Annotated in this window: 10 protein-coding genes; 2 read left to right on the forward strand and 8 right to left on the reverse strand. The window is 35.5% G+C overall.

The window, feature by feature from the left end; genetic code table 11:
* Positions 1-166: 166 nt before the first annotated feature.
* Together BXY64_RS20645 and hutH are read right to left on the reverse strand one after the other, a co-directional pair.
* Positions 167-2164 (reverse strand): urocanate hydratase, encoded by a 1998-nt coding sequence (locus BXY64_RS20645; protein ID WP_120241860.1) that lies wholly within the window; start codon positions 2162-2164, stop codon positions 167-169.
* 10 nt (positions 2165-2174) lie between these two features.
* Positions 2175-3665: a histidine ammonia-lyase gene (gene hutH / locus BXY64_RS20650; protein WP_120241861.1), complete on the reverse strand. Its 1491-nt coding sequence runs from the start codon at positions 3663-3665 to the stop codon at positions 2175-2177.
* An 864-nt stretch (positions 3666-4529) separates the two neighbouring features.
* On the opposite strand from hutH, the gene BXY64_RS20655 reads away from it, so the two are divergent.
* Positions 4530-5852 carry a M48 family metalloprotease gene (locus BXY64_RS20655; RefSeq protein ID WP_120241862.1) on the forward strand — a complete coding sequence of 441 codons (1323 nt, stop codon included), beginning with the start codon at positions 4530-4532 and terminating at the stop codon, positions 5850-5852.
* Between the two features lie 255 nt (positions 5853-6107).
* On the opposite strand, the gene ftcD is transcribed toward BXY64_RS20655, so the two are convergent.
* Positions 6108-7808, reverse strand: a complete 1701-nt coding sequence (gene ftcD / locus BXY64_RS20665; protein WP_120241864.1) for a glutamate formimidoyltransferase — start codon at positions 7806-7808, stop codon at positions 6108-6110.
* A 137-nt stretch (positions 7809-7945) separates the two neighbouring features.
* Between ftcD and BXY64_RS20670 the strand changes: the two genes are divergently transcribed.
* Positions 7946-8839 (forward strand): LysR family transcriptional regulator, encoded by an 894-nt coding sequence (locus BXY64_RS20670; protein ID WP_120241865.1) that lies wholly within the window; start codon positions 7946-7948, stop codon positions 8837-8839.
* Between the two features lie 14 nt (positions 8840-8853).
* Here BXY64_RS20670 and BXY64_RS20675 read toward each other — a convergent pair whose 3' ends face one another.
* The 5 genes from BXY64_RS20675 to BXY64_RS20695 all read right to left on the reverse strand — a co-directional run bounded on the left by BXY64_RS20675 (position 8854) and on the right by BXY64_RS20695 (position 13941).
* On the reverse strand, positions 8854-9246 hold the full coding sequence (locus BXY64_RS20675) for a DUF3795 domain-containing protein (RefSeq protein WP_120241866.1): 393 nt from the start codon (positions 9244-9246) through the stop codon (positions 8854-8856).
* A gap of 4 nt (positions 9247-9250) precedes the next feature.
* Positions 9251-10375: a hypothetical protein gene (locus tag BXY64_RS20680; RefSeq protein ID WP_120241867.1), complete on the reverse strand. Its 1125-nt coding sequence runs from the start codon at positions 10373-10375 to the stop codon at positions 9251-9253.
* Between the two features lie 420 nt (positions 10376-10795).
* Complete coding sequence (locus tag BXY64_RS20685) at positions 10796-11368, reverse strand: hypothetical protein (protein ID WP_120241868.1); 573 nt, start codon at positions 11366-11368, stop codon at positions 10796-10798.
* Positions 11369-11522: 154 nt separating this feature from the next.
* Positions 11523-12524, reverse strand: coding sequence for a hypothetical protein (locus BXY64_RS20690; RefSeq protein WP_120241869.1), 1002 nt, complete (start codon positions 12522-12524; stop codon positions 11523-11525).
* 229 nt (positions 12525-12753) lie between these two features.
* A complete protein-coding gene (locus BXY64_RS20695) occupies positions 12754-13941 on the reverse strand; it encodes a toxin-antitoxin system YwqK family antitoxin (RefSeq protein WP_120241870.1) in 1188 nt (395 codons plus the stop codon).
* Positions 13942-14106: the final 165 nt, after the last annotated feature.

The raw sequence follows: 14106 nt of genomic DNA on the forward strand, positions 1-14106 counted from the left end.
TACTTTGCGTTAGGGATTGAAGTGGATACCCCACAGCGAGGAACGAGCGAGGAGTAGAAACGGAAAGCCCGACCGACGAAGGAGGGAACGCCCTAATGAGAATATTAAGAATGAAAAAAGCTCAGGAAAATCCCGAGCCTTTATATCTTAAATTGAAATGCTTGTATTAGAACAAGTTTTCCAATAATGAATCTTCAACCAAGTTTGGAAGCGTAACTTTTAGGTCTGGACGACGTTCCATTTCGCGTTTGATAGCGAACATGGCCTCATCGTTTCTGGCCCAACTTCTTCTTGCAATACCGTTGTTCACATCGTAGAACAACATGTTCTTCAAGCGAGCATCAGCTTCAGGAGTTCCATCAAGCAGCATACCAAAACCACCGTTGATTACTTCTCCCCAACCTACACCACCACCATTGTGGATCGATACCCAGGTTGCACCTCTAAAGCTATCACCAATTACATTATGGATGGCCATATCAGCAGTAAACTTACTTCCATCGTAAATGTTCGAAGTTTCTCTAAATGGAGAATCCGTACCACTCACATCATGATGATCGCGACCAAGAACTACAGGTCCAATCTTTCCTTCTGCAATGGCATTGTTGAATGCTTCAGCAATTTTAGCTCTACCTTCAGCATCAGCATATAGAATACGAGCCTGAGAACCAACAACCATTTTGTTTTTCTTCGCATCCTTAATCCAGGTAATGTTATCCTGCATTTGCAACTGAATTTCTTCTGGAGATGATTCCATGATTTCCTGCAATACATTCATTGCAATCTCATCGGTCATATCCAAATCTTCTGGTTTACCCGAAGTACAAACCCAACGGAATGGACCAAATCCGTAATCGAAACACATAGGACCTAAGATATCCTGAACGTATGATTTGTATCTGAAGTCGATGCCATTTTCAGCCATGATATCAGCACCAGCTCTTGAAGCTTCCAAAAGGAATGCATTTCCGTAATCGAAAAAATAAGTTCCTTTGGCTGTGTGATTATTGATTGCAGCAGCATGACGACGCAATGATGCTTGTACTTTTTCCTTGAATACCTCTGGTTCTTCACGAATCAATCTGTTCGATTCCTCGAAAGTAACATCAACAGGATAGTAACCACCTGTCCATGGAATATGAAGTGAAGTTTGATCAGATCCTACGTGAATGAAGATCTCTTCTTTATCGAAACGTTCCCAAACATCAACAACATTACCAATGTATGCGATAGAAACCACTTCGTTATTAGCCTGAGCTTCTTTTACACGGCTTACCAAATCGTCCATATTGTCTACCAAAACATCAACCCATCCTTGTTCGTGACGCTTGGTTGCTGCTTTTGGATTTACTTCAGCAGCAATGGTAATACAACCTGAAATGTTACCCGCTTTAGGCTGAGCACCACTCATTCCACCTAAACCTGCGGTTAGGAAAATCTTACCTGATGGCGTTTCACCTTTTTTCAACATTTTACGGAAAGCGTTCATTACCGTAATGGTAGTCCCGTGAACGATTCCCTGTGGGCCGATGTACATGAATGAACCTGCAGTCATCTGACCATATTGTGATACACCTAGTGCATTAAATTTCTCCCAATGATCAGGCTTCGAGTAATTCGGAATGACCATACCGTTGGTAACAATTACACGAGGAGCACCTTTCGAAGATGGGAACAATCCCATAGGGTGACCTGAATACATGTGCAAAGTTTGCTCATCGGTCATTGTAGCCAAATACTTCATACAAAGCAAGTACTGCGCCCAGTTTTGGAAAACCGCACCATTTCCCCCGTAAGTAATTAGCTCTTCCGGGTGCTGAGCTACAGCAGGGTCAAGGTTATTCTGCATCATTAGCATGATACCTGCAGCTTGCTTCGATTTTGCTGGATACTCTTCGATTGGACGAGCATACATCTTGTATTCCGGCTTGAAGCGATACATGTAAATACGACCAAAATCCAATAGTTCCTGTGCAAATTCAGGAGCCAATTCGGCATGCCACTCTACCGGAAAGTAACGCAATGCGTTGCGAATAGCCAATTGCTTTTCTTCTACCGATAAAATGTCTTTACGTTTAGGAGCTCTGTTGGCATCCTTTGGATATTCTCTTTTTGCAGGCAATTCTGATGGAATTCCCTGTAATATTAATTCTTGAAATGTCATTTTTTTTCTCCTATTTTACGATAAAAGCTCTGTTTTTCACAAACTCAACCATTGCGTTGATATCATCTTTCAACACGCGGTCGTCTTCCAATTTGTCAACCTTAGATCTGATAATGTCAAAGTTCTTTTCGATGATATCAGACAATCTGTTTGGTCTTCTGAATTCGATTGCTTGAGCAGCATACATCAACTCAATGGCAAAGATTTTCTCAATATTACCCAAAATCTGGTTGAACTTACGTCCAGAGATAGATCCCATAGAAACATGATCTTCCTGACCCAATGAAGTTGGAACACTATCAGCTGATGGAGGGAAACACAATGATTTGTTTTCAGTTACCAATGCTGCAGTTGTATATTGAGGAATCATGAAACCTGAGTTCAAACCTCCACCGTTTGTCAACAAACGTGGTAAGCCATATTTACCTTCCAATAGCAAGTAACATCTTCTATCTGCAATGTTACCTAGCTCCGATGCTGCCAATGCACAGTAATCAATTGCCATAGCCAAAGGCTGACCGTGGAAGTTACCACCTGAAATTGCCTCTGTTTCGCTCAATACGATTGGGTTATCAGTAACAGAGTTCATTTCGATTTCTGCCATTTCATTTACGTGAGCAAATGCATTTCTTGATGCTCCGTGAACCTGAGGGATACAACGCAATGAATAAGGATCCTGTACACGCTCACAATTGCTATGCAATGCCAGATTTTCTGATTCATCCAATAACATGCGCATGCGCTCTGCTACTTTTTTATTTCCAGGGAATGGACGAATTTCGTGCAATGCCGATTTGTAAGGAGCAGCACTACCCATAAATCCTTCCAAGCTCATTGCTCCGGCAACATCTGCCAAGTCAAGCAAGTATTCCATTCTGTGCAAACCTTTAATGGTATGTGCCAAAATGAACTGAGTACCATTAATCAGTCCTAAACCTTCTTTTGCTGCAAGACTAATTGCCTCCAAACCATGATTAGCCAATACTTCTTTGGCAGGTTTAATTTCATCATTCACCCAAAATTCTCCTTCTCCCAGTAATGGTAAGAATAGGTGTGACAATGGAGCCAAGTCTCCCGATGCTCCTACAGAACCCTGCTCTGGAACAACAGGCAAAATATCATTTTCAATAAAGAATAAAATACGCTCGATTACTTCCAAACGAACACCTGAGAATCCTTGCGACAAAGCTTGCACCTTACAAATCATCATGATTTTCGATAACTCTTTGTCAATTGGATTACCAACACCTACGGCATGAGTAATGATCAAGTTCTCCTGAAGTTTGCTTGTTTCTTCCGGTGAAATCTGAGTATCACAAAGAGGTCCGAATCCAGTATTTACACCGTAAACCGCTTTGTCTGAATTTGCCATGGTCTCAACCTTAGCTCTACATTCATTTACTTTAGCAATAGCTTCTTCAGTTAAGACAGCTTTTAGCTCTCCACGAGCAATCTGTATTGTTTTATCAACTGTTAGTCGATCAATCCCGTATTTAAACATTGTTTAAGTATTTTATATCGTTTATTCTAAACCACTCAGTTTTATTTATTGCAAATGTAAATGGTATTTTAATACCCAACAAGACTAGTTTTATCAAGATATAATAACCCAGAGTTATCAATTGCTATTGAGCAATGAGCAATTAATAATGAGTAATAGATAAAGTAGCCTTTGCAAGCAAACATTTGTATCCACAATACATTGACGAAGTGATTACAAGAATGCAATTAATAGAAAAAAGTTTTCCTGTACTGTTTGCAAGCGTGTAAAGCTTGCCATGTATTTGTTAAAGTGGTGATTGCAAGCCTGTATTCTATACTTTGCTTTTTTCCTGAATCCTTTGCACTCAACCAAACAATACAGAATTTAGTTAAACCACTCATTACAAGTTTGCATTCTTCTTGGTAATTCGTTGAGATATTCAATGCATGCTTGTTATTTCCTAATTATCGTTTTTGAATTCGGTTTGTCGATTTTTATCTATAGTTTCTTTTTTCGCTATTGTAATGGTTTGATATAGTAAGTCTAGCAAAGAAAAGAAGTTATGCAGCGCATTGAATTGTTCCTGTTTTTGGATCAGTCTGATTTTAATATTTATAGATACTAAGATGTAAATAAGATATGATTCTTTCGGAGTCGTAAACTTACAAAATACATTTTGCTATAGATATGTAATTCCTTTGGGATTAATTCCCTTGTGCTTTGAGGGTCTAACTCAATGGAGTATCAAATATACAATAAAGGAACAATTACTCATTAACAATCCTACAACCTCCTATCTAAAAATAACTTAAATAGCATTTAAAAACATAGTAGTTGGCATAATATTTGATACATAAAAGTCCTTAACTAAACTTACCAACAATGAAAGTAAAACTTACCTTAATTCTTATTGCTTTTTGCTCCCTATCAGCAATAGCAAACAATTCCAAGTATAGTTTTTGGACACAAAAATGGATGGACAATGCAAGTGCATATGAAAAAGAATCCGGGAATTATCAGCAAACGCTTCATAATCATTCCTGGAATTACAAGAATCGTAAATTACTGCACGATGCAGCTCAAGAGTACCTTATCCAGTTAGAGCAACAAAATGCTTTTTACATCGATCCTGAATTGGAAGATTATTTGTATCAATTAATCAATCAAATTCGTCCAAAAGCTTTTCCTGCCCAACAAAAAATCAATTTGAATATTAAAGTGATCAAATCTGCGATTCCAGAAACATTTTCATTTGCCAATGGAACTATTATTACCAGTACTGGGATGCTATCATTATTGCAATCGGAAGATGAATTAATGGCAATTTTAGCCAGAGAAATTGCCCATTTAACCTTAGATCATAATGTAGAAACTTACACTGCGATGCAAACCAAAAAAACCATTTCTGCTATAATTGGTGCGGGTATTTATGTTGCAAGTACAGCAAATAGAATAGATAAAGGTGATAGCTATTGGGAAGCGGATTACCTGGGAAGCTTTATGAGTGCAAGCTCTGAACTTCTTTCTTATGGAATTTTAAGTGCTTTAGGTGTAGGATACAATCGTTCAAGAATATATGAGGCTGATGAGATTGCTCAGGAGTGGATGATGAAAAACAATCGAAACGCCTATGCTTTGCCTCAAGCCATAAGAAGGTTACAATTTTATGAAGCTCAATCCAGAGGAACCATTAATGAACTTTCAGAAAATCGTTTTTTCCTTAAAAATAGATTTGAAAACATCTTGAATAAAAAGAAGTATCATTTAAATCCTACTGGAATTAAAATGACTATTCTTGATAAAGAATACGACACCAACATTTCAGACTGTTTAAAAACCAATGCCAAATTATTGGTAGCCAATGAGTGTTATGCAGAAGCTCTTCCACTATTGAATCGCTCAATTCAATCACATTGGACTGAAGGTGAAGCTTACTTGCTAAAAGCTGTTGCATTGCGACACACCAAATATAGCGAGAAGGATAACCACAACATTCTTACAATTCTTGACAAAGCAGAAAATAATGCTGTTGCCGATTTACCATGGGTTTGGTCTGAACGAGCATTGATTCACCTGAGATTGAATGAAAAGAAGAAAGCTCTAGATGCATTAATTAGATACGAAGAATATTTTGCTCAGGAACAATCGGAAAACATGTTTTGGGCCAGAAGAATGATTGCCAAGTTAAATAAAGTAACAAATTAATCGATTTATTTGATAAAACAATGAGAGCCATACAGTTGTATGGCTCTCATTATTTTTGTACAACTTACAAGTTAGCCAAACTTCAAAAAAAGGATTTATTAGAAACCTCTTGAGGGTCTCACTCAAAGTGAAGTTCTCAATTAATTCTGTATTGATACCCTCACAACAAGTGAGATCATCAAAAGCCTGTAGTTTTGAAACAAAAAAACCTGCCAGAAAACTGGCAGGTTCAACAACAACATAGTAATTCACTAATTAAATTTTAGCATTCACTATATCAACAATTTCTTTTTCGTAAGCCACTGCTTTGTCTACAATTGCTTGTCCTTTAGCGATGATGTCTTCAGCCCAAGCCTTATCAGTAAGGTCAGCAGCATTGATCTTCACGTTCATGAATGCACCAATTACACCCGAACGAGCAGCTAATGCTCCTACTCCAGCATCGGTAACCGAGTTAGGGTTTCCGATTTCAGCCATTGCTTTGCAAACATCCATACAGCCTAAACAAAGCTCCATGGTTTGGAAAGGAACCATAGTTGCAAACTTGGTAGCCTCTTCCATTGCTTCAGCACGAGCAGCTTTTTCTTCTTCGCTTCCTTTTGGCATACGAACCGCATCCATAATTTTGTTGAATGCATTGGTATCTTCATCTACCAACCAAGTTAGTTTGGTGTGGTATTCTTTTCCTTTTTCAGCCCAATCAGAGAACTCTTCCCAACGCTCATCCCATCCTGGTTTGTGAGCAGAAAGGTTCGCAACCATTGAACCAAGAGCAGCACCCATAGCACCCATATAAGCAGAGATTGATCCTCCACCTGGAGCCATAGACTCAGAAGCTGTTTCTTCAACGAATTCAGTTAGGGTCATGTCAACCAATTTCTTCTGACCTTTCTTCGCTTCGTTTTCTAAAATGTACTCAATGATTTTCTTATCTGCATCGAATGGATACAGTTCATCCAAACCAAGAGATTTAACAGCGATCTTAATGATTTCACGATCAGCAATACCAGTAGAACGACCTTGCATGCGTAGGTAATGCTTACCTGCATCCAACATTGCTTTCAATGGCACAACACCTACCAACTCTGATCCAGTTACACGGATACCGCGAGCTTGAGCTTTTGCACATACTTCATCAAATGCCTTGTGAATAGAAGTCACAGAGATGTCAGTCATGTTCATAGAGATCTGAGCCACTCCGAATTCTTCAATAAACCATCCGATTGCCTTGGTGGCTTTCAAAGTACCAGGAGTCATAACCGGCTTACCGTTTTCATCTTTCACAATTTTACCTGTGATAGGATGTCCTTCACGCTTGGTACGACCACGCTCACGTACGTCGAATGCAATTGCATTTGCACGACGAGTAGAAGTAGTGTTCAAGTTGAAGTTATATGCAATTAGGAAATTACGAGCACCAACAGCAGTAACACCTGATTTTGCTACTTCATCAGTAAATGCAGCAGGACCAAAATCTGGCTTCCACTCTTCTGTTCCAATTCTTTCTTTTACAGCTTCGTACTCACCTTCACGACAAACAGCAAGGTTCTTGCGGTCTGCCTTACGAGCTGCATGCTCATAACAGTAAACTGGTACGCCAGCTTCTTCACCAATACGCTGAGCCAATTTGTGTGCATACTCAACCGTTTCTTCCATGGTAATGTTCGCTACAGGAACCAATGGACAAACATCGGTAGCACCAAAACGTGGATGAGCACCAGTGTGTTTGCTCATGTCAATTAATTCAGCTGCTTTTTTAACAGCACGAAAAGCTGCTTCACAAACCTCATCAGGAGTTCCAACCATAGTAACAACTGTACGGTTAGTAGCTTTTCCCGGATCAACGTCAATTAGGCTAACGCCTTCTACAGATTCAATTTCGTTAGTAATCTGCTTAATGATATTCATGTCGTTCCCTTCAGAAAAATTAGGAACACATTCGATTAATTGCTTCATATTGATTTAGATCTAAATTTGTTGCTTAAATTTTTCTCCAAGCTCACTTGAGTAATGCATCAGAGAATTTCTAATTGTGTAAAGTTATCACTAAGTTTGATACCTAACAATACTATTTAATTTAGGGATTCATAACTATGAGTTATCAAACGGAATTTAGGCATTTCAGGTATTTTTTAGCTTTGGCCGAGGACTTGCATTTTAGAAAAGCTTCGGAAAGATTGTTCATCTCTCAACCTGGTTTGAGCAGACAGATTAAGCAAATGGAGGAAGCTTTGGGAGTTAATCTGTTTGAAAGGCACAATAGAAAAGTAAAGTTGACCAAAGCTGGGGAATACATGCAACGAGAGTTAATCAACAACTTTCAACGCTTGGATGATATCATTTCGCATGCCAAATTGCTGAACGATGGTATGGATGGCCATTTAAAGCTGGGCTATGTGGGTTCGGCCATGCAAAGGGTAATTCCTGATTTATTACTAAAGTTCAAAGAGGAACATCCCAATGTATTGTTCGACATCAACGAAATGGACAACAACAAGCAAATTAAAGCTTTGCTGAAACAGGAAATTGATGTTGGTTTTGTTAGAATGGAACGTGTACCCAGAGGTTTGAATATTCTTCCTCTTTTCGAGGATACTTTCTCACTGGTTCTGCCTGCTGATCACAAGGTGGATGCAAGCAAGTTCGAAAGCTTAGCACAATTTAAAGATGAACCGTTTATTCTGTTTGATTCCTCCTATAGTCAGTCCTATTACGAAAAGGTGATGCAGATTTTCGATGATGCTGGATTTGCTCCAATTATCTCGCACAATACGGTAAATGCAAGTTCCATATTCCGATTAATCGAAAACAATTTTGGGGTATCCATTGTTCCAACCTCTTTAAAACTGGGTTTCGATATGAATATCAAGTTTATTGAGTTGGATGAAATTCCTCAGCGCACTACCTTAAAGCTGGTATGGAATTCGGTGAACACCAATCCCCTGTTGGAGAATTTCCTGAACATTGCGGAAGAGGTTGATATCTAGCAAATATAATTTGTTTATTGTTTCCCAAGTTTAATCGTCACCCAGTTCTTGTCGATCATGTATTTTGCAAATTCGGATTCTCCTTTTTCCTTTATCATTTCAATCCCTTTTCTCCGATTTGTACGTGTTATAAACTGACCGAATCTAATCATAAGCGGATTATAGATTTTACAATCTTTTATAGATGTATATTCATCACAATCTGCACATGAGTTGATTCCTTTCTCGATGCAACATGGTCTCACTTTACATGCTTTGTATCCTATGGCACATTTGTGACTTTCTCCTTTACATCCCTGGCAATCTCCTTTTATATATTTTGGACATGCACCACAATAAAATCCGCAGTATGAAATTAAGCCAATCTGAGTTGATCTATCAATTTGATTTGCAACATTTTCTTCCATGCTATTATTGTTTAAAATTAATAATCTCTATTTCATCTAAATCCTCGACCTTAGCAATAAAGCCCCAACCAAATTTATCTTCGGATATTTCAATAATTAACTCATTCTCTCCTTTTTCCAGAGGCAATTCTATGGTTTCATGCCTATCTAAAACATAGCCTCTATCATCATACTTCCCCGATTCATAGAAGCCATTGTCTCCCGTAAACAATTCTTTCGAGTTTAGGTAAACCTTTATTTTATCGCTATATCCAAAATGAATTATTTTCTTTTGTGCCTTTTCTGAATTCAAAATCGTTTTTGCGAGAACAGTATTTTTGGTTTCAGTTTTGGTAAAATATCTGTTCAGGTTTACTAAATAATTTTCTTCAACACTTATTTTATGCCATTTGCTTATTAAGTCATTATTTAAAAATGGTCTTTCAATTGCAAAATCGTAATTGTCGTATGGTTCAGATACAAGCCAGTTTGAAATATAAGTTTCATCTTCGATATTTGGAAGAGGTCTTATAAAAAGCATATTTGTAGGAGCGTGTTTGGTAATTTTAAGATTTGTAAAAATGGCAGGATGGTAGCTACAAACACCAACACCACCAGAAATAGATTCGTGTTTTAATTTTACAGATAGAACTGATTTTGGATTGTTATCAAGATAAACCTTTGCTGAGTCGTCTGCTACCTCAATTTTTACATGAAACCACTCTTTTGTTGGAATATTCGCACTCGCTTGATATGCTTTCCCATTATAAAGTTGCCATGTGGCTGAACTGTTAAAAATTGGGTCATATTGTACTGCATCCCATTTTCCGCTTGTATGAGGTTGAAAATAGATGTACTCAAAGTTGGTAAGTGAACCAATCCGAAAAACAATCCCTAAATACGCTTTATGTGAAGGGGAATATAAATCGCATTCAATTATTCCATTTTGAAAATCTATGCCATCCAAATATGCAATTCCAGTTCCATTGGAAACACATGTGGATAATTTCGAATCAAATTCTTTTACCTCTACAGAGCCTAAAGTTTTCCAATCATTAGATGAAAAATCAACGTCTATCGTATCTTTTTGTGCCAAACAAATGTTTGTGCTTATAATCAAAAGTAGGATGGTAATCAATTTGTATTTCATTCGTCTAGAATTATTTGTTTTATTGGCGACTCATGTAACTCGCACGACTGTCATGTTCCTGTGTTTATCGTTATTTACATGTTCGTTTCATTTTATCACCATTCTTTTAATTGGACATTAATCAGTTTAATCTTAAAAGTAATTAATATTTTTCATCCTTCAATTTATTATTGAATACGTTTGCCAGCGTGTATGTATTGGAAGATCCTTAGCTTAATTAAACACCTCACATTTCTGTTTAAAAAAGCATATTTGGCTCACTCATATTTGTTTGAGGCACTCAATAATTTGAAATAAAATCAACTGTAAAAACAAAGCCTTAAAAGCTTGTGAATCCAAATACTTTTAAGGCTATTGTCTCTTTTTTCTTAGAGCTATTACTTGCTTGTGCTAATGTTACTTTTGTTATAGGATCGCATTTTATAATACCAATTCATTTTTAATTTTTCTATGTATCAATCCATAGGTCAAGGGCAGAATGAAAAACAAAATAATTGTCATACTTCTCTCTTTTCCATTTTTCTCATAAATGTCGTTGAGTGTCTTTGTAAGAATCCAAAAACCATAAATCCACGAATAAAAAAGATATAACTGAACAACAATAAGTATATATGAAATATACTTAATTATCTGAGTAATAATTTTTGGATATTCAATCATTTGGGGAATTATTGAGTTTATTATAATCCAAAAAAGAAGAATTATAAATATCACTTTTGAATGACCAATCAGTTTATTGTATTTTTTAATTGAAGTCATATCAATGTTATTTGCTGTTCCTAATCGGTTTGCAGAATAATGCATCCAATATATCCACAATACTAATTGAAGGTATGGATAAAATAAGGCAATAATTGAGAATTTCATTTCCTTTGGAATCCCAATATTTTGTCCATTTGTCATTACCAACATTGCAATGATAAAAGGGAAAAAAAGAAATAGAAATGCTATTAACGTTCTTGATTCAATAATCTTTTTAAGTAGTTGTTCCATTATTACAGTTTTATTCTGGGTGATGTGTTTTGTTTATTATATCATCCCTTCCCTAATTCGAACTTGTAGCCCATACCTCTGCCATTGGGCAGAAAAGCATTCTGCTACGCAGAACACGAGCTACTAGCTCGCGCTACCAGGAGTAATTTTACATTCACTTTACAATTTTTCTTATTGCAAGCTTATATTTTTCTGATTCTGACCAAGGATCATACTTATCAATGATTTTAATTATAACAGAATCTGATTCTATATTCTTGAAATAATTACTAATCGTAGGTTCTAGTGCTGAACATTCATTACTAAGAGATATACTATCGTTTAGAGGAAATTTTGTTACATATGTAATAGCAGGATATACATTATTATAAGATATTGTTGGAAATATCTTTACTATCTTTGGTTTTGAACTTAGTTCTTCAATAGAGCTAGGGAGTTTAAATTTTCTGTTAATTTTCCTTCTTAAAATCTGAGAAGATTCCAAAATTTCTTTTTCATTCTCATATTTCCAGAATTCATTTGCAGGCTTTAATAACCAACTGGATAGCTTTAAACAATAATCAGCCATTATATAATCACCCTGTTCAAACCAATACTCTGCTTCGTTTAACCAGTCATCTGCATCTTTATCATTTACTTTAAGAAGTCCAATAAGAAATGCATCTATTTTCCACTCATTATCATATTTGCCCATAATAGTAGTCAAGCAATTTTGAACAGCTTCCTGACCTATAATTGCAGTTGTAAAAGCGGATTCATTACAGTTTGCAACGTACTTGATTGAAAAGGGGCTTATTTCAGGATCATTAAAATTTGTACTAACTACTGAATTTGAAATAAAACTTTTTTGATAAAAACTATTCTGTGTATTAAATTCAAATCTTATCAAAAGTGCCTGGAATTTAGAAAATATTGGCTGTAATTCTTCATTGTTACTAGTGCAAAAAACTGACTCATTCAGAAAATGTTTTGATTTCGCAAAATCACCTTTTATTATTGACACATAAAAATCAGAAGTTAGTTTCCATATTGGTTTGCTAATTTGGGGAGGGATTTCAGGTCCTTTTTTTCTTTCAACAAAACTACAACTTACAATTACACAAGCTAGTGTAATAATGCTTAATAGTTTCCAAAATTCTTTTTTTTTAATTTCCATCTTAAATCCTTATACAATAATTTTAATTAGAGGTAGGTGATTGATTATGCTTTCATATCATTCCCTAACCACTTGTTTTGAAGATATTACACACAACGACTCGAATATGGGGCGTTTGGCATTTTGAAACACCAACCTGTCAAACCGCTATATATTTTATTAATTGTACTCATTTCAAATATAGGCCTATCTGCCAAATGACCTATATTTATTGTTAGGGGCAGTTTTATTAATTTAGCATGTTTGAAATATTTATTCTTTGATTATCAAAATTATATTGAGGAATGTATAATTTCCCATTATCACCTATAATACACATATACACATGACAATCAATAGTTTCACTCTCGTTTCTACATGCCTGAAAATGTCTGTTAGTAGAAATAAAATTAGTCATGCAATTTTGGATAGTAACGGAATTACAATGTACTTGTATATTAGTTATAGTATTGTCTTTACTAACTGTAAATTGAATTAATGCGCCAAAGTTTAATTTACTCTTATCAGATATATTTCTATGAAGACATTCTTTTATATCTTGAATAAATAATGAGTCAAGATCTAATGAGTTTTTATACTTAAGTTGATTTTTCAGATCTCTTGAGTGAAAAGAAAACGTTGAGCTACTAAATTCTATTGGTACTTGTGGAACAAGAGATGCTTTTTTTGTGCTCTTGTAATTTTTAGTTGGAATAGCTATAAATTTAAAAACATCAATATTTTCGTGAATATCAAATCCCAATAATGAAATAAATCTCGAATCTTTAAGTCCATATATTTCTTCTTTTTCTACATATTTTCCATCTTTAAAAAAGTCATAACCACCAGTTGAGTTTCCTTTCCAAGACCATTTCCCATGAATCTTACCATCTTTAATTTTCCCCCAAATATAATATTGTATGGGTTGTTTTCTAACCGCAAATATTTTATCCTTATATTTTCCATTTCCATTAGTAAAAACATTCTTCCCATTACGCTTATAAAACTCTAAAACAAGAGGTTGGTTGTTTTTAAATATGATTTTTTTTTGCAAATTTCCATTATCATAGAAATAAGTCCATAAACTATCAGGATAAGATTGGTTTAAAAATCCTTCATAGCGCAATTTACCATTATTATGATATGCTTTCGCTTTATAAAATATACAATTAGAATCCTTGTAGCATTCATAAGCTAGATTGCCAGTTGAAAAATAGTCTTCTATTTTTCCAATATAAGAAAACTGGTCATCCAGTTGCGATATCCTATGATATTGTGCTTTATCTTTTGTTGTGATATCTCCAACATTATCTAAATAGAAATGTATTTTATTATCAATAACTTTGAAAAATATATGATTACTATTGTTTTGTGAAAAGATTATAGTTGAATACATCAGAAAGCCAAGCGTTATCCAAAATTTCATTTTCATCTTCATATTTGTTGTATTTTTTAATTCTTTAGTTAACTAGACAATATTTATTGAAATACATATCGAAATTGCCCCTAACGTAAAAGTGTTTTATCCTTTCGTTTGATAAAATTAACAAAACATTATTAAGAGAGTTGAATTTTCTTCGCAGAATAATTCCAAATAAAGGAT

Source organism: Marinifilum flexuosum (assembly GCF_003610555.1).
GTDB classification, from domain to species: domain Bacteria; phylum Bacteroidota; class Bacteroidia; order Bacteroidales; family Marinifilaceae; genus Marinifilum; species Marinifilum flexuosum.